Origin of the sequence: Glaciihabitans sp. dw_435, from assembly GCF_018449675.1 — a bacterium.
Taxonomy (GTDB): domain Bacteria; phylum Actinomycetota; class Actinomycetes; order Actinomycetales; family Microbacteriaceae; genus Glaciihabitans.
In genome coordinates this window covers 116,529-137,238 of the sequence record NZ_JAAVUZ010000004.1, presented here as the reverse complement: position 1 = coordinate 137,238, position 20,710 = coordinate 116,529, and the positions used below count along the sequence as shown (strand labels likewise).

17 protein-coding genes are annotated in these 20,710 nt (G+C 66.7%); 10 read left to right on the top strand and 7 right to left on the bottom strand.

The genetic code is table 11. The annotated features are described in order from the left end of the window. Window positions 1-19: 19 nt before the first annotated feature. Window positions 20-538, bottom strand: a complete 519-nt coding sequence (locus tag HB677_RS07520) for a MaoC family dehydratase (RefSeq protein ID WP_213815070.1) — start codon at window positions 536-538, stop codon at window positions 20-22. 383 nt (window positions 539-921) lie between these two features. On the opposite strand from HB677_RS07520, the gene HB677_RS07515 reads away from it, so the two are divergent. The 3 genes from HB677_RS07515 to HB677_RS07505 all read left to right on the top strand — a co-directional run bounded on the left by HB677_RS07515 (window position 922) and on the right by HB677_RS07505 (window position 6,631). Then, on the top strand, window positions 922-1,683 hold the full coding sequence (locus HB677_RS07515; protein WP_213815069.1) for a GTP pyrophosphokinase family protein: 762 nt from the start codon (window positions 922-924) through the stop codon (window positions 1,681-1,683). A 75-nt stretch (window positions 1,684-1,758) separates the two neighbouring features. Continuing rightward, on the top strand, window positions 1,759-2,553 hold the full coding sequence (locus HB677_RS07510; RefSeq protein ID WP_213815068.1) for an oxidoreductase: 795 nt from the start codon (window positions 1,759-1,761) through the stop codon (window positions 2,551-2,553). Between the two features lie 130 nt (window positions 2,554-2,683). Next, window positions 2,684-6,631: an SCO7613 C-terminal domain-containing membrane protein gene (locus HB677_RS07505; RefSeq protein WP_213815067.1), complete on the top strand. Its 3,948-nt coding sequence runs from the start codon at window positions 2,684-2,686 to the stop codon at window positions 6,629-6,631. Window positions 6,632-6,652: 21 nt separating this feature from the next. On the opposite strand, the gene HB677_RS07500 is transcribed toward HB677_RS07505, so the two are convergent. Continuing rightward, the gene (locus HB677_RS07500; RefSeq protein ID WP_213815066.1) at window positions 6,653-7,300 is read right to left on the bottom strand and encodes a response regulator transcription factor; all 648 of its coding nucleotides are present in this window, start codon (window positions 7,298-7,300) and stop codon (window positions 6,653-6,655) included. Between the two features lie 26 nt (window positions 7,301-7,326). Next, window positions 7,327-8,736 (bottom strand): sensor domain-containing protein, encoded by a 1,410-nt coding sequence (locus HB677_RS07495; RefSeq protein ID WP_213815065.1) that lies wholly within the window; start codon window positions 8,734-8,736, stop codon window positions 7,327-7,329. A 231-nt stretch (window positions 8,737-8,967) separates the two neighbouring features. On the opposite strand from HB677_RS07495, the gene HB677_RS07490 reads away from it, so the two are divergent. Next, the gene (locus HB677_RS07490; protein ID WP_213815064.1) at window positions 8,968-9,453 is read left to right on the top strand and encodes a Dps family protein; all 486 of its coding nucleotides are present in this window, start codon (window positions 8,968-8,970) and stop codon (window positions 9,451-9,453) included. A 75-nt stretch (window positions 9,454-9,528) separates the two neighbouring features. Here the strand turns inward: HB677_RS07490 and HB677_RS07485 are convergent, their stop codons facing one another. Genes HB677_RS07485 through HB677_RS07470 form a run of 4 tightly spaced genes read right to left on the bottom strand, consistent with a single transcriptional unit; the run spans window position 9,529 to window position 13,274 of the window. Continuing rightward, the gene (locus tag HB677_RS07485; RefSeq protein ID WP_213815063.1) at window positions 9,529-11,058 is read right to left on the bottom strand and encodes an amidohydrolase; all 1,530 of its coding nucleotides are present in this window, start codon (window positions 11,056-11,058) and stop codon (window positions 9,529-9,531) included. Continuing rightward, complete coding sequence (locus HB677_RS07480) at window positions 11,045-11,743, bottom strand: FMN-binding negative transcriptional regulator (RefSeq protein WP_213815062.1); 699 nt, start codon at window positions 11,741-11,743, stop codon at window positions 11,045-11,047. Before HB677_RS07480 ends, HB677_RS07485 begins: the two co-directional genes overlap by 14 nt. Window positions 11,744-11,768: 25 nt before the next feature. Then, the gene (locus HB677_RS07475; RefSeq protein ID WP_213815061.1) at window positions 11,769-12,785 is read right to left on the bottom strand and encodes an Fpg/Nei family DNA glycosylase; all 1,017 of its coding nucleotides are present in this window, start codon (window positions 12,783-12,785) and stop codon (window positions 11,769-11,771) included. Between the two features lie 3 nt (window positions 12,786-12,788). After that, on the bottom strand, window positions 12,789-13,274 hold the full coding sequence (locus HB677_RS07470) for a ribose-5-phosphate isomerase (protein WP_213815060.1): 486 nt from the start codon (window positions 13,272-13,274) through the stop codon (window positions 12,789-12,791). A 228-nt stretch (window positions 13,275-13,502) separates the two neighbouring features. Here HB677_RS07470 and HB677_RS07465 point away from each other — a divergent pair, with 228 nt between their 5' ends. The 6 genes from HB677_RS07465 to HB677_RS07440 all read left to right on the top strand — a co-directional run bounded on the left by HB677_RS07465 (window position 13,503) and on the right by HB677_RS07440 (window position 20,691). Continuing rightward, a complete protein-coding gene (locus tag HB677_RS07465) occupies window positions 13,503-14,105 on the top strand; it encodes a hypothetical protein (RefSeq protein WP_213815059.1) in 603 nt (200 codons plus the stop codon). A gap of 110 nt (window positions 14,106-14,215) precedes the next feature. Next, window positions 14,216-14,992: an SDR family oxidoreductase gene (locus HB677_RS07460; protein WP_213815058.1), complete on the top strand. Its 777-nt coding sequence runs from the start codon at window positions 14,216-14,218 to the stop codon at window positions 14,990-14,992. A gap of 85 nt (window positions 14,993-15,077) precedes the next feature. Continuing rightward, window positions 15,078-17,621, top strand: a complete 2,544-nt coding sequence (gene pepN / locus HB677_RS07455; protein WP_213815057.1) for an aminopeptidase N — start codon at window positions 15,078-15,080, stop codon at window positions 17,619-17,621. A 163-nt stretch (window positions 17,622-17,784) separates the two neighbouring features. Continuing rightward, window positions 17,785-18,747, top strand: a complete 963-nt coding sequence (locus HB677_RS07450; protein ID WP_213815056.1) for an ABC transporter ATP-binding protein — start codon at window positions 17,785-17,787, stop codon at window positions 18,745-18,747. Beyond that, the gene (locus HB677_RS07445; protein WP_213815055.1) at window positions 18,744-19,580 is read left to right on the top strand and encodes an ABC transporter permease subunit; all 837 of its coding nucleotides are present in this window, start codon (window positions 18,744-18,746) and stop codon (window positions 19,578-19,580) included. Before HB677_RS07450 ends, HB677_RS07445 begins: the two co-directional genes overlap by 4 nt. A 64-nt stretch (window positions 19,581-19,644) precedes the next feature. Then, window positions 19,645-20,691: a mechanosensitive ion channel family protein gene (locus HB677_RS07440; protein WP_213815054.1), complete on the top strand. Its 1,047-nt coding sequence runs from the start codon at window positions 19,645-19,647 to the stop codon at window positions 20,689-20,691. Window positions 20,692-20,710 lie beyond the last annotated feature (19 nt).

Below are 20,710 nucleotides of genomic sequence, written 5' to 3'. Positions count from 1 at the left end.
TGGTGGTTGCGGAGCCGGGTCAGGAGTCGGTCGTCGTGCCCGGGGAAAGTCGCAAGAGGTATCGATGCTCACCCCGCAAGACAATCTCGCCGCGCTGGTTGTGCACCGTAACCGCGGTGGTCACAACTCCATTGCCCGCCTGTTCCTCCAGCGAAGAGATCACGAGCTGGGAGTACAGCGTGTCGCCGCTGTGCACCTCTCCAGTGAACTCACAGGACAAACCGGTGAACGCTATGAAGACTTCCCCGATCACATGAGGGAACAGGGTGGCCCCGGGGGCGGTGAACGCGAGCACCTGCAGCCCGTGAACAACCGGCGCGCTATGGCCGTGGGCTGCCGCCCAGACCGCGTCGTAGTGCACCGGGTGGTTGTCCGCCGACACGGTCTGAAATGCCGAGCTGTGGGCGTCCGTGAGGGTGCGGCTCGGCGCCCGAAAGACATCGCCGACCACGAGTTCTTCAAAGGTCTTGGCTTGAACGATCGCGAAGTTCAGAGGGTCAAACGCGGTGTCGTGTGGGGGCAGGTCAAGTGCGGTCATAGAGAACCTCCAGTCGTGGCAAGACTGTCGCCCGCCGGCGCCGGATGCACGTCTCTTTGCTCTCGGTGCAGACGGATGCGCTCAGAGTATGAGCACAGCGCCGCCGCCGCAGCAGACCCTCGTCAAGGCGATGCCAGACAGATGTCGAGTGTTGCTGGGCAGTCGACAATGCCGGGATTTGCTGTACGCGCACAGCGGAAATGCGCCGCGATGGGTGGATAAACGCGACCGGGCGGTGAACATTGGGTGAGCCATCCGCCCCCACAGGCGATTGCATGATTCTGTCTGCTGATTCCCAAGAAGTTCCCAATACTGTGGATCTGCGTCACTGGCGCCGACCCGCAAGCGAAAGAAGATCCAATGACGTACCTCCCCGTGACACGATGAGCGAATTGCACTCGCGCACCGGGGACTCGCACTTTCCGGACACCAAGGACCACCTGGGCGCCCGCGACGACGTCAGCCGCTTCCTCATGGCGTACAAGTTCGGTCTCGACGAAGTAATGACGAAGGTGAACATCCTCAAGGAGGAGTTCAGCTACGTACACGAGTACAACCCGATCGAACACGTGCGGTCGCGCCTGAAGTCGCCCGAGAGCATCCTGCGCAAGGCGGAGCGGAAGAACTGCCCGCTCAACCCTGACGACATCAAGGCGCGCATCTCGGACATTGCCGGCGTTCGCATCACCTGCAGCTTCATCGCCGACACCTACGTGATCCAGGAGATGTTGAGCCGTCAGGACGACATCACCGTCATCGAGGTCAAGGACTACATCGCCTCCCCCAAGTCGAACGGGTACCAGAGCCTGCACATGATCGTCGAGGTGCCCGTCTTCATGTCGGATCACGTCGAGCCCGTGCGCGTGGAGATCCAGATTCGTACAGTCGCCATGGACTTCTGGGCGAGCGTCGAACACAAGATTTACTACAAGTACGACGGGGATGTCCCCGCAGAGCTGCTGGGCGAGCTCGCTGCGGCCGCGAACGCCGTGAACAGCCTCGACCTCAAGATGGAGCGCCTCTACGACGAGGTGGCCAAGCTCGACCACGGACGTGCCGCGGCCATGGAGGTCACGTCCATTGCCGAGATGGCCGTGTCCGACCCCGCGCTTGCCGCATTCAAACCCCGCGGCTCCGCGGCGTAGCGGCACACCGTACTCCCGCGATAACCTCGGCAGCACATCAGCTGCCTTGCACCACTTCACCCGTGGGAGTACATCGTGGATCTGCATCTTCAGGGCAAAACCGCCGTGGTTACCGGCGCAAGCAAAGGCATCGGCCTTGCGGTCGTGCAGGCGCTGGTCGCCGAGGGGGTGCGGGTCATCGCCGGCGCGCGAACCATCTCGCCGGCGCTGCGCGACCTTGAGTCTGCGGGGAGCGTGCTCCCGGTGAGCGTCGACCTCTCCACGGCCGACGGTCCCGCAGAGCTCGTCGGCCACGCGGCATCCGTCGGCGGTCTCGACATTGTTGTCAACAATGTGGGCGCGGTGACGCCCCGCACGGAGGGGTTTCTTGCGATCTCCGACGAGGAGTGGCTCAGCACCCTCACGTTGAGCTTTCTTGCGACCGTGCGCACCACGCGCGCGGCAATACCGCTGCTGATCGAACGCGGTGGGGGAAACGTCGTGACCATCGGTTCGGTCAATGCCTTCCTGCCCGACCCCGGGGTCATTGACTACTCCGCTGCGAAGGCCGCCGTGTGGAATGTGTCCAAATCCTGGTCGAAGGAGTTCGGACCCCAGAACCTGCGGTTCAACACCATCAGTCCCGGTCCCGTCGCCACCGATCTCTGGCTGGGCGAACATGGGGTCGCGGCAACCATTGCCGCGGCAACCGGGGTGGACTTCGAGACTGCGAAAGCTACCGTCGTCGCCAGCCAGGGTGGATTCTCGACGGGACGGTTCACCGAGCCGGCGGAAGTCGCCGACCTCGTCCTGCTCCTCGCGAGCAACCGAGCGGGCAATGTGACGGGCTCCGATTTCCTCATCGACGGCGGGCTGATCAAAACGCTGTAGGGCCCGGCATTCCGACCTGGTAACGGTGTGTGCACTAATGGCGGGCGGTAGACAGATCGGGCGATAAGGTGAGCAAATTACCGCTGTGCGCACGCCAGGTGGTGATCGCTACCTGAGGAGCCGCACCATCGTGGACGATTCATCGAAAGACTTCGCGCAGTTCGCCGGGCACGTGGTGTTCCCGGAATCCATCGCCGCGTTGAGTGACACCACCGTCTGCCCCGCCTGCCAGAACGTGTTGACCGACGTGGTGTGTTCGGTGTGCGGTCTCGATCTCACGAACCCCGCCGCGAAGGAGCTCGCTCTCGTCTCCATCGGAGCCGCCCGGCTCCTCAACAGACGGGTGAACCTCATCGGGCGCATCCGGCATGCGACCACAGAGCAGGCGGAGAGTGCTGCCCGCGCGGAATCCGACGCAGCCCTGCGAGCGTCTATCCCCGTCGAGTCCGTACTTCCCCTGCAGCCCCAGGATGAGTCACTCGCGGGGTTCGACGATCTCCTCGCCGCATCATCCGTCGCACCTCCCATCGTCCCACCTGCGCCGGCAACGCCCAAGTCCACGGCACCGGCAGCACCACGACGGTCCAGCGTGCAGGTCACCATCCTCGTGGTCGCGGCCGCACTTCTGTCGCTGGCCGCCATTTACTTCCTGATCTACGCGTTCGTCACCTACGGAATCGGCGTTCGCAGCGCGATCATCGGCGCAATCACCGTCGCCGCCTACGTCACGGCGTCCCTGGTGCGACGACGCGGCCTGGCCGCCACGGCCGAGTCGATCGGCGCCGTGGCCATCGTGCTCACCTACCTGGATGTGTACGCCGCGCGCGCCAACGACCTGGCAGGCCTCGCGGACACCCGCAGCTCGGTCTACTGGGGCTTGGCGCTAGTCATCTCGGCCATCGGCCTCGCGGCCTGGAGCCGATTCTCCGCGGTGCGCATGCCCGGCATCACCGCCTCCATCGCGTTCCCCTCCGGCATCGGGCTTCTCGTCTACGCCCTCTCCACACCGCTGGAATGGGACCTGCGCGTGGTCGCCAGCCTCATCGCAGTCGCCCTGGCCGGTCTGGTCCACCCGCTCGCTCCGCGGCTGCGCCCACCATCGTCGCCGTCACGCGACGCCGTCGCCGAGCGCGTGTCCATCCTCTCCGTCGCGGGGGTCAGCCTGGCGATCGCCGGCCTGATCTCCATCCTGTCGGGGTCCCTGGACAACTATCACTGGGCAATCTCCCTCGCTGCCGTCGCCGTGACGGCAGCGGCGCATCTTGTCGTGGCACTGCGGACGACGGATGCCCCGGCGGGCGACACCTCGTCGGTCCTTACCATCACGGCCGGCACCGCCGCCGTCTTCACGGCCGGACCTCTGGCGCTCCTCGGCGTTGCCGTGGCCGTCGCAACGGATAACACCAGCGTCGACATGATCGTGCCCGTCAGTGTCGCCGTCGTGGTGTTCGTGCTGGCGGATCTGTTCCGCCGCCGCATGCCCGCCGGCCCTCTTCGGGTGCCCGTCACGTCATCGGCGGTCGCGACAGCGGTCGTGATCTCCATCGGTACGGCGGTCGTCCCCGTTGGCACGGCGATCTACACCACCGGACGCGCGCTCTACACGGCTCTCGCCTTCGCCACCGATCGCAGCACTGGACTCGCTCTGCTACCCCCGTCGGAAGGCGCGGCCTCCGCGGTTGTCGCCCTGGCTATCGTGCTGCTGCTCGCTACGGCGTACCTGGCGACAACCCGCACCCTCGCAGCGCGAGCCGTGTGGCTGGCGTGGGCGACCGGGTTCCTGGTCATCGTGACGGTGCCCCTCCTCACGTCCGTCGTCGGCATAACGAGCGGATGGATGGCAGTGGCCGTCGCCGCTCTCGTCGCCGTGCTGTATGTCCGACCCGGAGCCCCGCTCGCCCTCCGCCTGCGGTGGCCGCTGCTCACCGTCGCCGCTGTCTCCATGGTCGCCGGATACCTCGAGAGCTGGGCAAGCACGGGAGCGTGGTGGTGGGCGTCCGTCGTGACCATCGCTCTGTTGCTCGCCGCGCGTCGCGTTGTCAGCGCCGGCTCCGTCGCCGTGCGCGCCAGTCTGCTGTCGCTCGCCACGATTGTCGCGCTGTTCGGGGTGAGTGTGCTCGCCACCCCCTGGGCGGGAATAGTCAGTGACGCTGCTTCTACCGGCGCCACCTACCAGAATTCGACCCGGTTTATCGGCATCCTCGCGACCGTCCTGTTCGTTCTCGCGGGGCTCCCACGCCTCTCCGACCCGACGAATCCGGCAGCCCTGAGCTTCTCCACCCTCGACCGTCGCGTGATCTTCTGGCTCACGGGCATCACCTGGGCCGCCTGCCTGTCTGCCGGTACGTCCGGTTCCGTTCAGGCACCCGGCCTCGTGTTCGCCGAACCCGCGACATCCGTCGTCCTGAGTCTTGTGCCGCTCGCGGCTCTGGCCCTGTGGATCCTGCCCACTACCGCGGAGCGGCTCCGGCCGGAACGCGCCGCTGCCGCGATTGCCGTTGCCCCTCTCGCCGCCGTCGCGTTCGACGCGGTTCTCTGGGCTGCCAACGTCCGGCCCGACGACTGGACAAGCCTGACCGCGGTGCCCACGCTGGTGATCGCTGCGGTGAGCCTGTGTCTGTCGATCGCTCGTCCCCAGAGCGTTCCGCGCTGGGCAATGGATGCCGGTGTCGCCGCCGTTGCGCTGGGACTGGTGGTCGCCGTGGCCGTAACCGCCGTGCTGCAGGACTCACCCGTGTGGCTGACGCTGCTGCTTATCGCCGCCACCGTTCTCCTTCTCGCGATCGACCGCACCGGGCTGTTCGCCTCGAAGTCGAACCGCCGGCACCTCGGATGGCTCGCCCTCGCCATCGGAACAGCCAGCCTGTGGAGCGCTCTTGGCTTTGCCGGCGATGACGACCACCCAGCCTCCGTCGAGGCGTACGTGCTGCCGGTCAGTGGAGCGCTGCTGATCATCGCCGCGCTCATGTGGCGCGCGGCGCGACTACAGGCCGGGACCTCCGAGCCCGAAACGCAGGAGGCACGTGTCACCGTGCTGAGCCGGATCGGCGCCGCGCCCCTCGTGCTCGTGATCGCGATTGTCGTGTCGCTCGTACCGATCGCCGTCGCCGGGCAAGAGGGCTCCCCCACGCGCGCGATCACGGTTGGGGCCGTCTCTGCCGCACTCCTGCTGATTCCCCTGTGGTGGCGGGTGTCCGCTGGCGCGCGTCCCTACACACTGGCCGTCGCCGTCGCGGGAGCGATCGGTGCTGTCGTCACCGTCGTCGCGCGGGTCGTGGGAACCTCCCACTGGTCCTCCGGCGTCGAAGCACCCCACCTCGATCTCTGGGTCGGTGTCGGCACCCTGGTGTTCATCGCGGCGGCATTCGGCTGGTCGCGTCTGAGTACCGAGCGGCGGATGATCCTGCCCTCGCGATCGGTCGTCATCGTGACGATGGTCGTTGCCGTGCTCCTCGAATTCCAGGGGCTGTTCTCGCCGGAGTTGGGCCTGGCGCGCGCACTGACGATCGTGATCGCCGGGTCTGCGGTGTACGTGCTCGGCTATGCGCTCAACCGCCTGCCCATTGATGTGCTGGTGGGCAAGTGCGCCATCGTGATTGCCACGCTCGTGGCCGTGACCGGCCTGGTCGTGGATACCGTCGACCCGATCGAGCAGGTCAGCGTTCCCCTGGCCCTCGGACTGCTCGGGGCGGGAGGCATCCGTCTGGCACGCGTCCCCGCGCTCCGCAGCTGGTCGACCATCGGCCTGGGAACCGTCGTCCTGTTGGTGCCTTCCCTCATCTCGACGTGGGTGGACCCCACGGCCTGGCGTCTTGTCGGGCTGGCCGTCGTCGCGGTCGCCGCGCTCGTCGTGGGAATCGTGTTGCGGCTGCAGGCACCGTTTGTCCTCGGCACCGTTGTGGTGCTGATCCACGCGATCGGTTCCTTCGCCGATGAAATTCGCGCGGTCTACGAGAACGTGCCGTTCTGGTGGTGGCTCGCCATCGGCGGCGTGCTGCTGTTGCTCCTCGGCGCGCGGTACGAGCGCCGAGTGCAGAACCTCAAGTCCGTGGTGTTGAAGGTGGGATCGCTGAGGTAAGCGGTCGGGCGTCGGCGCCGGTTAGCGCTGCAGCCAGGCGAGGACGGCGAGGACGCGGCGATGGTCGGTGCCCGAGTCATCCAGTCCCAGCTTCTGGAAGATGGCGGTGACGTTCTTCTCGACTGCTCCGGTTCCGATGACCAGGGCAGCCGCAATCGCTGCATTGGTGCGCCCCTCGCCCATGAGGGCAAGCACCTCGCGCTCGCGCGGGGTCAGGCGGGCAAGCGGGTCGTGGCGACGTCCGATGAGCTGTGCGACGACCTCGGGGTCGAGCACCGTACCGCCGGCCGCGATGCGGTCGATCGCGTCGACAAGCTGGTCAAGCGAAGCGACGCGATCCTTGAGCAGGTAGCCGACCCCACCCGTTCCGGATGACAGAAGCTCCTGGGCGTAGGCGACCTCGACGTACTGGGACAGCAGCAGGATGCCGACGTCGGGGAATCGACCCCGGGCAGTGATGGCGGCACGGACGCCCTCGTCGCGGAATGTGGGAGGCATTCGCACGTCGAGCACGATCAACTCGGGGCGGGTCTCCTCCAGCGCGTCGAGCAGCTGGTCGGCGTCGGGGTACGACCCCACCACCTGGACACCTGCCTCGACCAACACGCGAACGAGTCCCTCCCGCAGTAGGAGGGAATCGTCGGCGACCACAACGCGAATAGAACTCATTCCCCCCAGCCTAGGGTCGGCGGCCGTCACACGCTTCCGCGGAGTGCTGTCGTGACCGGCAGCTGCACGGTGACTTCGGTGGGACCGCCGATGGGGCTGGACAGCTGGAAGCTGCCGCCGAGGCCGTGCATGCGCTCCTCGAGACCGGCGAGCCCATGCCCCGCGATCGGTGACGCTCCCCCCCGACCGTTGTCGGCGACGCGGATCGCCAGCCACGTGTCATCCGTCTGCGGTACGCGGCGCAGACCGACCCGCACTTCGACGTCGGTGGCTCCCGAGTGCTTGGCGGCATTCATGATCGCCTCACTCGCGGCGAAGTAGGCGTTGCGTTCGATCTCCTGCGGCAGAACGACTCCGTCGGGCAGATCGCTGAGAATGCGGGTGGGAACCGTGCTGCGGATGGCGGCGGACTCGAGAGCCGCGACCAGGCCCCGGTCAAGCAGGATGGGCGGCGCGAACCCGCGGGACAGCGCCCGCAGCTCTTCGAGGGCATCCTTCGCCTGCACCATGGCTTCGGCGATGAGGGCGTGTGCCTTGGCGGGATCGACGTCGACCTGGCGGTCCGCAGACGACAGGTCCATTTGCAGCCGAACGAGACGCTGCTGCGGGCCATCGTGAATGTCGCGCTCGAGGCGGCGCAGGGAGTGCCCTTCGGCCGAGACTGCCGCGCCACGCGAGGCGCTGAGGGCGATGACTTCGCGCTGGAGGGCATCGGACTTGAACGGTCCGAGAGTGACCTTGGCGATCACATCGTGAAGCACCACGAGTCCGCGCGTGACGAAGGGCAGGAGGGCGGTGAAGATGGCGCCAAGCACGAAGTAGAGGACAGAGTCGGCGACGACGACGAACCCGGACGACGCGATCCCGAGCTGCGCGGCAAGCCAGTCGGACAGGTCCCAGTTCGAATCGTCCTGGGTGACAAAGAACTGCCAGAACCAGTACGTGAGCCCGGCCAGCGAAATGCTGGTCCACACGATGGTGATGGTCCAGGTCACCAGCGATACGACAAAGTTGATGACGCTGGTGTGAAGGAGGTACAACCAGTAGTGACCGTTACCGACGAGGCCCCGGAGCCACCCCCAGAAGCCCTGCCGCGCCCGTGCGTCCTGCCACTCGGGACGGGTCGTCGCCGGCCGTCCCGCCCACTCCAGCCGGGTGAGTTCGAGGGTTCCGAATGCGCGTGACGCGTACAACGCGGCGACGATCACGAACAGGCCGAGGAAGGTCACCAGCAACCCGGCGCCGGCGGTGAAGAGGGTGATGGCGGTGATGAAACCGGCAAGCGCGATGGGCAGGTTGATGATGAGAAAACCAAGTTCCCTCAGCACTCCCCGCCACAGTCGTCGATAGAGGGACGACGCACTGCGCGGCTCCGCGGGCGTCGGTGCTGGACCGCGCTGCGGCGTCTGGGTGTCGGGTGCGAAGTCGGTTGTCATGGTGTCTCCCTCGATTGTGCCAGCAGGGTGCGAGGTGCTGGGCATGTATCCAGACTCGCGACGGCAACCTCCTGCGAGTATCCGGCGGACGACCGGATTGGCCCGGGGGTTATCCCCCCGCACGGCCCACAGGGGGCGTAAATCCCCGCAGTTAGGCGTGCCTCAGCTTCCTTGCGGAATGTTTGAGGCTGAGTAGCGTTACACCAGACATAAGGAAAAGGGAGGTCTGAAATGACCAATGTTGTAGTAGTTCCAGAGAGTTCAGTTGACCCGGACATCACGTCGGGCGTCGCCCAGTTCCTCGGCCCCGTAGTGGTCGACCTCACCGCCCTCGCGGTGGATGGCAAGCAGGCGCACTGGCATGTTCGCGGCGCAAACTTCCAGGCCGTGCACGAGCTGCTCGACTCCGTCGTTGACCACGCCCACGACTACGCCGACACCGCCGCAGAGCGCGTCGTCGCCCTCGGCCTGCCGATCGACGCTCGCATCCAGACCGTTGGTACCAAGACCACGACCCCACAGATCAACGCCGGGTTCCAGCAGGCCGACGCCGTGATCGCTCAGGTCATCGCCTCGATCGATGCGACCCTCGTGACGGTGCGCACCGCCGTGGACGAGCTCGCCGAGCTGGACGCAGTGAGCCAGGACGTCGCGATCGAGATCGCCCGTGGCCTCGAAAAGGACCGCTGGTTCCTCTTCGCCCACATCAGCAACTAACTCCCTCTTCTCCATCCGGAAGCCGGCCCCGCCGCGTGCATCGCACGTGGTGGGCCGGCTTCCGGCGTTAACGGATCAGGGCAGTGCGTTGTAGGTGAAGCGCCCTCCGAGGAGGGTAGCGACCACCGGCATGGTGCTGAGCTTCTCACCCGGGGCGGCAAAGGGGTCGGCGTCGAGGACGACGAGGTCCGCGGGCTGGCCCACGCGGATGCTGCTGCGGGTCGAGGCGGACAGCGCCTCGCCGAGACTGATCGACTGCTCGGGATGCCACGGCTGCCGTCCTCCGCGGGTGCGCGTCACCGCGGCCGAGATGCTCACCCACGGGTCGAGCGGCGACACGGGTGCGTCCGACCCCAGGCGGATCGTGGCGCCCGAGTCCAGCAGTGATCGCAGCGGGAACGAGTGTCCGGTGCGCCCGGCCCAGTGTCGCTCGGCAACATCACGGTCGTCCATCGCGTGGTCGGGCTGGACACTCGCGATGACCCCGAGCTTCTCAAACCGGGGCAGGTCGGCGTCGGACAGCAGCTGTGCGTGCTCGATGACTCCGTGGCATCCGACCTCTTCGAACGCATCGAGGGCGACGGTGTTCGCGTGATCGCCGATGGCGTGCACGGCGGGCACGATCCCGGCGTCCCAGGCGCGACGCATCAGCGGCACGAGCTGCTCGGGAGCGACAACAAGCATGCCGTGCGAGCCCTCCTGCCCCTCACGCCCCGGGTACTCGTCGTAGCAGTAGGCGGTGCGCGTGTTAAGCGAGCCGTCGGTGAGCACCTTGAACGGGCCGACCGAGATGAGCTCGTCGATCTGCTGCCCGGTGTGCAGCCCCTCGGCGATCGCGCGGTCGAGGTGCTCGGAGTAGATGCCGAAGTTCACCCGCAGCGAGTCGAATCCGGCGGCGCGGCGACGCGTCCACGTGCCGAGGCTCCAGGTCATCTCCAGATCCACGATTCCCACGACCCCGCGGCTCGCGGCCTGGCGCCCCGCGGCGATCGCCCACTCGTCGAGCAGGGCCTCCGGCACGCTGTCGATGCGGCGGGTGATCTCGAAGGCCTCGTCCTCGCGCAGCAGACCGGTGGGGTGGTCCCCGTGGCCGTAGAGCTCGAGGGCAGCGGAGTTCAGCCACACGGCGTGGAGGTCTCCGCTGACCAGCACCACGGGGAAACCACCGGAGGCTGCATCGAGGTCGATCCTGTTCGGGGCATCCGCCCACAGGCCGTCCCGGAAGCCGACCGCGACAAACGGAATTGTCACGTCCCGCGGCACCGTGCTCAGCTCGAGGGCCGCAGCGACCGCCGCCGCCGCGTCCGCCGCCGATTCCGCGGTCGAAATATCGAGGCGCTGACTGCCGAGGGTCCACTGGCTGAAGTGCACGTGGTTGTCCCAGAGCCCCGGGATCAGCCAGCGGCCCTGCAGATCGACCTCCGTTGGTGCCGCCGCGTCGTCCGGCGTCGCGGCAGTGCCGGGAGAGGTGGATGCCACGGCAGCCGCCCCCGGATGCTCGAGCGTGCCCGACTCTCCCATCGCAACGATCGTGCCGTCGACGATGAGCACGTCCATGGCGATGGCCGCGGGGTCCCCCGCGAAGCGCACGTTACGAAGCAGCATCGCCGGCCTCCCCTGCACGCGCCGCCGTATCGTCGCTGGCATCGAGGGTGCGTTGCGCAGCCTCACCTGCGCGGCGGCCAACCTCGCGACGCATTTCTGCCGCGAGGGCCGGCGAGATGTAGGGGCCTTCGCCCTCCAGCTCGGTGATGATCCTCTCAACGACCTCGGGCGCCTTGTTTTGGCTCAGCTTCAGTCGCGCGTCGAAGCGGGTCACCCGCAACCGGATGCCGACAGTGCCGCGGGCGATGTTGCGGGCGGCGCGCTCATCGATCTCGAGACTCATCGGATCCGGCATCCGCTGCTCAAAATGGTCGACGAGGTCGCCAAGCACCTCAAAGTTTTCTTCGTCGCTGAGAATCTCGGGCACGCCGTAGAGGTGGGCGGTCACGTGATTCCAGGTGGGAACGAAGTCGCCCTCGGCGTACCAGGCGGGCGAGATGTAGCCGTGCGGCCCCTGGATGATCACGAGAATTTCGTGCTGACCGAGCTCGTGCAGCTTCTCATCGGGGCGTCCGACGTGGCTGACGATGCTGATGCCCTCGGTGGTCTCCTCGAGGACGACGGGATAGTGCGAGGCGACAAGCCCGGTGGCGGTGTTCGACACGATCGTGGCCCACGGGTTCTCCCGGATCAGGCGTTTGACTTCGTCGGGATCGGTCAGAACATAGGTCGGGGTATGCCGCATGCGACCAGCTTGCCACGACCTGTGGTTACGCCTGATCCTTCGGGCAGTAGTAGAGCTTGCGGCCGGCCGCGACCTCCATCACGATGGGCGTTCCGCACACGCGACACGGCTTTCCTGTGCGGTGGTACACCCAGTGTCGGTCATCGCGGTGTGCGAGTGCGGCCACGTACGCGTCGCCGGTGAGTCCGTCCATGGTGAGCATCTGCCCGGTACGAACGCCGATTTCGAGCAGGTGCGTCCAGTCGCGCCAGAGCTCGCGCAGCAGTTCCTTCGGCACAAGCTTGCCGGGCGTGTGCGGGTTCAGACGTGCACGAAAGAGCATCTCCGCGCGGTAGACGTTGCCGATGCCGCTGATGATGTTCTGGTCCATGAGGATGAGCCCGATCGGAGTGGGCTTCTTCGAGGCGCGGTCGACGAAGCGTTCCTCGCCCTCCGCCGGGTCATCGACCAGCGGATCGGGTCCGAGCTTGTCGATCACGGCCTGCACCTGCTCCGGCTGCAACACCTCGCAGGCGGTCGGCCCGCGCAGGTCGGCGACGGCGACATCCGTCAGCAGTCGTACCCGCACGGCGCCAATCGGCTCCGGCGGGAACGATTCGATCTCCTCGCCGAGCTTCTCGGATTCCGCCATGCGCAAGCGGGTGCGGCGCGGTGCGCCGATGCTGTGCAGGGATGCCTCGTTCTGGCCGTTCTGGCCGGCGCCCGGGTCATCCGCCCCGCCGTCGTCCGTCTCCAGGACCGTGCCGCGCTGATTGGTCTGCCCCATGCGGCCGTTCGCCGACGTCGTGGTGGCATCGGCTGTGATGTCACCGGCGAAGTCCCACGCCCCGTACATGCCCAGGTGCACCCGCAACCAGCGATCGCCGTTGAACTCCAGGAACATCTGTTTGCCGACCGCTTTGGCGTCGGTCATTTCGAGACCGTTGATCTCACTCGCTCCCCCAGCGAAACGCCCCTGGGGAGAGGATGCCTCGACCCGGTGCCCCACGAAGTGCAGGGCGAACTGGCGGGCGATGCGATGGACGGAGTGACCCTCTGGCATGCGCTACGAGATCTCGTGACCCGTGATGGAGCCCGTCGTCTCGTACTCGGCGAGCTGGGCGATGCGGCGAACATGACGTTCTTCGTGCGTGAAGGGCGTCGCAATGAACGTGTCGATGAATTCGATGACGTCCTCGACGGGGTGCTGGCGAGCGCCGATGGCAATCAGGTTTGCGTCGTTGTGTTCGCGGCCGAGCTTCGCGGTCGCGATGTTCCAGACGAGGGCGGCGCGCGCGCCGGTCACCTTGTTGGCGGCGATGGCCTCGCCGTTGCCTGAGCCGCCGAACACGATTCCGAGCGCCTCGATGCCTGCGGTCTGGTCGGCGACAACGGCACGGGCCGCGTTGATGCAGAAACTCGGGTAGTCGTCCAGCGGCTCGTAGGTCTTCGGTCCGTGGTCGATGACCTCGTGCCCCGCTTCCGCGAGGTGCTTCTGAAGATCCTGGCTGAATTCGAGACCCGCATGGTCGGTCGCGATGTGAATGCGCATTACCTCAGCTTAGAAGCCGAGGGACCCCCACGTGTGACCGCTTGGTGGAATCACCAAGATCGAGGTGAAATCACGGATTGCATCTGGATTAGATGCAAAACGAAGCGCACACTGGGAACCACCGGTTTCGAGTCTTTGGAGGCCCTCATGCAAGGGGTTAACACCGAACTACTGATGCCCGTCCTTTCACCGGGACGGCACCGCAGCCCTCGCCGTGGCGCGTGCTTCATGGAATACGCGTCCTATCTGGCCGGACTTCGCTGGAGCGATCATCCGTCCTGCACCCACCCCTCCGTTGCGGCCCTCGCCCGTCTCGTCAACGACGTGACGTCGGATCAGGCCCGTGCGCGGCTCCCCGAACTGATTCCATCGGTCGTCGGGCTGGTCGGCAACGATCCACGGGTTCCCCTGGTGGTCTCGTCCCTCGCCGCGGCGAGCGCGCTGCCGATCTGCAGCGAGAGTCGTCAGCGTGCGCTGGCGGCGGGACTGCTGCGCTGCGAGCGACTGCTGGCCGCGTACTCCGATCCGGTGTCGGAGCGCACGCTGAATACCGTGCGTGCCGCGCTTGTGAGCGCACCGGAAGCCGAGGCGTGGGCGAGAGCCTTCGAGGCCGACGACGCGGTCGACAGGCCGCGCCCGGTTGCCATCAACGAAGAGGCCATCCTGCGTGCATCGGTGATCGGTATCGCGGAAGCGTGTGTTGTCGACCGGGGCGACCGTCTCGTGCGCCTTCTCACGTCCGTGATTGAGGAGACCACCGAGATCCTTGAGCCCGCGGTCAGCGTGACGGAAATCCTCCCGTCACGGATTCCGACCAACGCCCGCTCGTAGACCTCGTCTCGTCACCCCGACGCGTCAGTCCATGGTGCTCGAATGGTGACCTGAGCTAGGCTCAGCCCACCATTCGGGCAGTGCCGCCCGGACGCGAAGGGAGACCCATCATGACCCGCACCTACGTTGTCACCGGAGCCGCTTCGGGAATCGGTAAGGCCACCGCCGAGCTGCTCACGAGCCGCGGAGAAACAGTCATCGGCGTCGATCTTCACGACGCTGACGTGACCGTCGATCTCAATTCCCCCGAGGGACGCGATGAGCTTGTCACCGAGGTCGCCCGCATCAGCGGGGGCACCATCGACGGAGTTCTCGCCATCGCGGGGTTGGCGGCGGAGAGCTGCGCCACCGTCGGCGTCAATTACTTCGGCATGATCGCGACGCTCGAGGGTCTGCGCCCACTGCTGGCAGGTTCTCCCGCTCCCCGTGCCGTCGGCGTCGCATCCATGGCCAGCCTTCATCCCGTCGACACCGAGCTCGTCGACGATATGCGGGAAATGGATGAACCGGCCGCCCTGCTGCGCGCCTCGGAGATCGAGAGCGACGTCACCGGCGGACGCATCTACGCCTCGACCAAGCGGGCGTTCGCGCAGTGGATCCGCAGGACGGCACCCACCGATGACTGGGCTGGCGCCGGAATCCCCCTCAACGCCATCGCCCCCGGTGTGATCATCACCCCCATGACCGCTGGTCTGCTCGCGACAGAGGAAGGTCGCGAGCAGACCCGCGCTGGCGTCCCGATGCCCCTCGGCGGGTTCGCCGACGCCATCGTGCCCGCCCGCCTGCTCGCCTGGCTCGCCGGAGAAGAGAACAGCCACCTGTGCGGGCAGGTCGTGTTCGTGGACGGCGGCAGCGATGCCGTGATCCGCGGCGACTCCACCTGGTAGCACCCGAGACGGCCGCATTTGGGCGGGCTGCGGGCGGTTTAGGCTGAACCCCGGACATAATCCCCGCTGCGAAGGAGCAAAACCCGTGCCAGGAGAAAACCTCACCCGTATCGAGGCCCAGGAACGCAAGGCAATCGTCACCGTGACGAGCTATAGCGTCAACCTCGACCTCACGACCGGAGATGAGACGTTCGCCGCGACGACGACGGTGAACTTTGCAGCGACCCCCGGGGCATCCACCTTTATCGATGCCATTACCCGTACCGTGCACTCGGTCAGCCTCAACGGCGTTTCGCTTGACCCGAGCGTCGTGAGCGACGGCGTGCGCATCCAGCTCGACAACCTTGCCGAGCAGAACGTGCTCACCGTCGTCGCCGACGCCGAATACACCAACACCGGTGAGGGCCTGCACCGCTTCGTCGACCCGGTGGATAACGAGGTCTACCTCTACACGCAGTTCGAAGTGCCGGACTCCCGCCGCGTCTTCGCGGTGTTTGAGCAGCCCGACCTGAAGGCGACGTTCCAGTTCACGGTCACCGCGCCGAGCGCCTGGGCCGTCGTCAGCAACTCGCCGACTCCCGCGCCGGAGATGCTGGACGCGACCCGCTCCGTCTGGTCGTTCTCCCCCACCCCCGTGCTCTCCAGCTACATCACGGCACTCGTTGCCGGCCCCTACGCCAAGGTCGAGAGCGAGCTCACGAGCCGCGACGGCCGGGTCATCCCCCTCGGCCTGTACGCCCGCAAGTCACTCAGCCAGTACCTCGACGCCGACTACATCTTCGAGAAGACCCGCCAGGGCTTTGGCTACTTCGAGGAGAAGTTCGACTACGCCTACCCGTTTGAGAAGTACGACCAGCTCTTCGTTCCCGAGTTCAACGCGGGCGCCATGGAGAACGCGGGCATCGTCACGTTCACCGAGACCTACGTCTTCCGCTCGAAGGTGACCGACGCCATCAAGGAGCGCCGCGTCGTCACGATCCTGCACGAGCTCGCCCACATGTGGTTCGGCGACCTCGTCACCATGAAGTGGTGGAACGACCTCTGGCTGAACGAGTCTTTCGCCGAGTGGGCATCGACCATCGCCACCGCCGAGGCCACCGAGTGGACCGAAGCCTGGACCACGTTCCAGGCCATGGAAAAGAGCTGGGCGTACCGCCAGGACCAGCTGCCGTCCACCCACCCGGTCGTCGCCACCATCAACGACCTCGAAGACGTGCAGGTCAACTTCGATGGCATCACCTACGCGAAGGGCGGCTCGGTCATCAAGCAGCTCGTCGCCTGGGTGGGTATCGACGCGTTCTTCGCCGGTGTCGCCGCGTACTTCAAGAAGCACGCGTACGGCAACACCGAGCTGTCCGACCTTCTCGCCGAGCTCGAGATCACCAGCGGACGTGACCTGAGCGGTTGGTCGGCACAGTGGCTCGAAACGGCCGGCGTCAACACGCTTCGTCCATCGATCCAGACGGATGCCTCGGGCACGATCACCGCGTTCGCTGTCGAGCAGTCCGCGGTCGCCGACTACCCCACGATCCGCCCGCACCGCCTTGCCATCGGGTTCTACACGCTGGCCGACGGCGTGCTCAGCCGCAGTCACCGCCTCGAGCTGGATATCGACGGCGAGCGCACCGAGGTTCCCGAGCTGGTGGGACTCACCAAGCCCGACCTCGTGCTGCTCAACGACGACGACCTCGCCTACGCGAAGATTCGCCTCGATGACGCATCGCTCGAGACGGCCATCGAGCACCTCGCCGGCATCGAGAACGCGCTCGCCCGCTCGATCGTCTGGGGTGCCGTCTGGGATGCCACCCGCGACGGCGAGGCATCGCCCAGCGACTACGTGCGCCTCGTGCTCAGCAACATCGCGACCGAGACCGAGAGCACGACGCTGCGCACCACGCTCGGACAGCTCGGCACCGTCGCCCGCATGTACGTGGCCCCCGCGCAGCGTGCCAACACGATCCGCCTCATCGGTGACACCCTCTGGGAGCTCGCGCAGAACGCCGAGGCCGGCTCCGACGCGCAGTTCCAGTTCGTGAAGTTCTTCGCGTCGCTCGCCTCCATGCCGGAGCACGCGGAGACGCTCGCCCACCTGCGCGATGGTTCCATCACGCTGCCGGGACTGGAGATCGACACGGACCTCAGCTGGGAGCTGCTCGAGGGCCTGGTGCTCACGGGCGCCGCTGGCACGGCGGAGATCGAGGCAGCCCTGGCGAAGGACACCACCGCAAACGGCCAGCAGGCCGCCGCCCGCGCGAGCGCGACCATCACGACGACCGAGGGCAAGCTTGCGGCGTTCGACTCGATGGCGGACAGCGACAAGCTGCCCAACGCCATCGTGCGCAACATCACGCTCGGCTACGGTCACGTGAACGACCCGGCGCCCCTCGCCGACATGGTTGCCCCGTACTTTGCTGCCATTGATGGCATCTGGAAGTCGCGTAGCTACGCCATCGCCCAGACGTTCATCGTCGGCCTCTACCCTGCTGCGCTCGCGTCGCAGGACCTGGTGGATGCCACGCGCGCCTGGCTCGACGCAAACCCCGAGGTGCCCGCGCTGCGCCGCCTCGTGATCGAGAACCTCGCCGGCGTCGAGCGCGCCCTTCTCGCGCAGGCGCGGGACGCGAAGTAACGACACACCGGTACCACAGCACCACGGATCACCTCCATCGGGGATGTCCCGCACTCGCGGACATCCCCGGTGGGGGTTAACCCCCCAATAACGAGTCACGTCGTTCCACACCGTGACACGGCAATATCGCTCCCCCTAGGCTCGGGCGCATGAGGAATCTTTCATGATTGAAGCCCAGGGTCTCACCAAGCGCTACGGCGCCAAGACCGCCGTCGACGGAATCACCTTCTCGGTCAAACCCGGCATGGTGACCGGATTCCTCGGTCCCAACGGGGCCGGCAAGTCCACCACCATGCGCATGATCGTGGGGCTCGACCGTCCCACGGCCGGCAGCGTCACCGTCAACGGCAAGCCATACGCCGAGCACCGCTCTCCCCTGCGCGAGGTCGGGGTGCTGCTCGACGCGAAGGCCGTCCACACGGGCCGCAGTGCGCTCGGACACCTGCTCGCCATCGGGGCTACCCACAACATCAAGCGTTCCCGCGTGGACGAGGTCATCGCCCTCACCGGCCTCGACAGCGTCGCCCGCAAGCGCGTCGGTGGCTTCTCGCTGGGAATGGGCCAGCGCCTCGGCATCGCCACCGCGCTGCTCGGCGACCCCGCCACCCTCATCCTCGACGAACCCGTCAACGGTCTCGACCCGGAAGGTGTCATCTGGGTGCGCCAGCTGGCCCGTCACCTCGCGTCCGAGGGCCGCACCGTCTTTCTCTCCTCCCATCTCATGAGCGAGATGGCCCAGACCGCCGACCACATCATCGTTCTCGGCAAGGGCAAGGTGATCGCCGACTCCCCCGTCGCCGACATCATCGCCCTGGCCACCGGTACGTCGGTGCGCGTCCGCACTCCCGACGCGTCCCGACTGACCGAGCTCATGCGCACCGACGCCGTGACAGTCACCAGCGCGGAACCGTCGCTGCTCGAGGTCAACGGCCTCACGGCGCCGCAGATCGGCGAACTCGCCGCTCGTTCCGGCATCGTGCTGCACGAGCTCACCCCCGCCGTTGGTTCCCTCGAGGACGCCTACCTCTCCCTGACCCAGGACGTGGTGGAGTACCACGCCGGCGGTACCCCCGCCGGGGCATCCGCTTCGCCCACCCCTTCCACTCCGACGGAGGACGTCCGATGACCACCGTTACCGCCCGCGACTCGGCCACGCTGTCCACCCTGACCTTCGGCGGCGTTCTGCGCTCCGAATGGATCAAGTTGCGCACCCTGCGCTCCACCGTCTGGTGCTTCCAGATCCTCGCCTTCCTCACCCTTGCCGTCGGCGTTCTCGTGGCGCTCAACACCGGAGAGGAAGGCGCCCCGCAGGCGGTCCAGCAGAACATCGTGCTGCAGGCGTCCACGGCGGCGATTAGCTTCAGCCAGCTCGTCGCCTGCGTGCTCGGGGTACTGGTCATCTCCGGCGAATATGGAACGGGGATGATCCGGTCGACCCTCACCGCGGTCCCCCGCCGTCTCCCCGCCCTCTACGCCAAGGTGATCGTCTTCGGTGTCGTGACCTTCGTGGTCGCCGCCGTGTCGATCCTCGTCACCTCGCTCCTCGCCGCCGCACTGCTCGCACCGTCGGGGGTCTATCCGGACCTCGGCGACGGAGATTACTGGCTCGCGTTGGTCGGCGGCGCCACGTACCTGGCGCTTCTGGGAGTGATGGCGCTGGCCATCGGGGCGATCATCCGCAACAGCGCCGGCGGTATCGCGGCAGCGCTCGGGCTCGTCCTCGTGCTGCCCGGCGTGATCCAGCTCATTGGTGTCCTCATCGATGCGAAGTGGCTCCAGAACGTTGCCTTCTTCCTGCCCGATCAGGCGGGCCGGAAGATGTTCTCCTACGGCGCCCCCAACTCGGTGACCGATGGCATCGTGAGCCTCGGCAACTGGCAGGGTGGGCTCGTCCTGGTTGGCTGGGTCGTGGTCTTGCTCGTTCTGGCGAGCGTGCTCCTCAAGCGCAGGGACGTGTAACGCCCGCCCCTTGCGGAGGCCGTTCTGAGCCCGCTCAGAGGTGCCCGAATAGACTGGTGCGAATATGACTGCAACAGACTGGGCGCACTTCTGGGCGGGCTTCACCGCGTTCATGAACATCTGGGGAAAGCCGATCAAGATCATCGGCACCGTCCTCATCGCCATCGCGATTCGATGGGTTCTGCGATTCGTGATCGACCGGGTCGTCTCCCGCGTGGTGAACGGAGTGAAGAAGCGTCAGAGCATTGATGACACGCAGGCGCTGCTGACCTCGTCCCCCATGAACGCCGTGCGCACCGTGCAGCGCACCCGAACTCTCGGCAGCGTTCTCAACAACATCGTCACGTCCGTGATCGTCATCGTCGCTACCCTGTCGATCGTCACCACTATCGACTCGGGCATCACCAGCTCGTTCGCCCTCGTGACCGCGGCCCTCGGGGCCGGGCTCGGTTTCGGCGCCCAGAACATCGTCAAGGACGTTCTCAACGGCCTGTTCATGGTGGCGGAGGACCAGCTGGGCGTCGGTGATGTTGTCGACCTCGGGCCGGCAACGGGAGTTGTCGAGGCCGTGGGCATCCGGATCACGCAGATCCGGGACGTCAACGGCACCGTGTGGTTCGTCCGCAACGGCGAAATCCTGCGGGTCGGCAACATGTCGCAGGGGTGGTCGCGCGTGATCATCGATCTCGCCGTACCGTACGACGCCGACGTTGTCGCGGTGCAGGAGCGGATGCTCTCCACGGCGATGGACCTTGCCACCAATACGAAGTGGCGCTCGCGAATCCTCGAGCGCCCGGAGGTCTGGGGCATCGAGTCGATCTCCGATTCGAACGTGGTCATCCGGCTCGTGGTGAAGACGCGTCCCGGCACGAAGGACGACGTTGCGCGTGTCCTGCGGGCGGCGCTGAAGACCGCCCTGGACGAGATGGACATCAAGCTGCCGTCGCTGTCCGCCGTCGTTCTCGCCGGGTTTGACGGCGCGGACAGCATCAAGGGCGCCCGGCCGCCACGGACGCGCCCCAACCCCACCGTCACGACAGAAGATCCGAAGTCGCCGCGGGCGCCCCGCGCCCCGCGCGCTCCCCGGGCACCGAAAGGCACCGACCAATGAGCGAGCCGAACCCCGTCAC

Bases quoted from the DNA above. Each gene is read 5' to 3' on its own strand.
- HB677_RS07445 (WP_213815055.1), top strand. From the start codon at position 18,744: ATGACCACCGTTACCGCCCGCGACTCGGCCACGCTGTCCACCCTGACC.
- HB677_RS07440 (WP_213815054.1), top strand. From the start codon at position 19,645: ATGACTGCAACAGACTGGGCGCACTTCTGGGCGGGCTTCACCGCGTTC.
- HB677_RS07470 (WP_213815060.1), bottom strand. From the start codon at position 13,274: ATGCGCATTCACATCGCGACCGACCATGCGGGTCTCGAATTCAGCCAG.
- HB677_RS07460 (WP_213815058.1), top strand. From the start codon at position 14,216: ATGACCCGCACCTACGTTGTCACCGGAGCCGCTTCGGGAATCGGTAAG.
- HB677_RS07520 (WP_213815070.1), bottom strand. From the start codon at position 538: ATGACCGCACTTGACCTGCCCCCACACGACACCGCGTTTGACCCTCTG.
- HB677_RS07515 (WP_213815069.1), top strand. From the start codon at position 922: ATGAGCGAATTGCACTCGCGCACCGGGGACTCGCACTTTCCGGACACC.
- HB677_RS07490 (WP_213815064.1), top strand. From the start codon at position 8,968: ATGACCAATGTTGTAGTAGTTCCAGAGAGTTCAGTTGACCCGGACATC.
- HB677_RS07485 (WP_213815063.1), bottom strand. From the start codon at position 11,058: ATGCTGCTTCGTAACGTGCGCTTCGCGGGGGACCCCGCGGCCATCGCC.
- HB677_RS07480 (WP_213815062.1), bottom strand. From the start codon at position 11,743: ATGCGGCATACCCCGACCTATGTTCTGACCGATCCCGACGAAGTCAAA.
- HB677_RS07450 (WP_213815056.1), top strand. From the start codon at position 17,785: ATGATTGAAGCCCAGGGTCTCACCAAGCGCTACGGCGCCAAGACCGCC.
- HB677_RS07465 (WP_213815059.1), top strand. From the start codon at position 13,503: ATGGAATACGCGTCCTATCTGGCCGGACTTCGCTGGAGCGATCATCCG.
- HB677_RS07495 (WP_213815065.1), bottom strand. From the start codon at position 8,736: ATGACAACCGACTTCGCACCCGACACCCAGACGCCGCAGCGCGGTCCA.
- HB677_RS07475 (WP_213815061.1), bottom strand. From the start codon at position 12,785: ATGCCAGAGGGTCACTCCGTCCATCGCATCGCCCGCCAGTTCGCCCTG.
- HB677_RS07500 (WP_213815066.1), bottom strand. From the start codon at position 7,300: ATGAGTTCTATTCGCGTTGTGGTCGCCGACGATTCCCTCCTACTGCGG.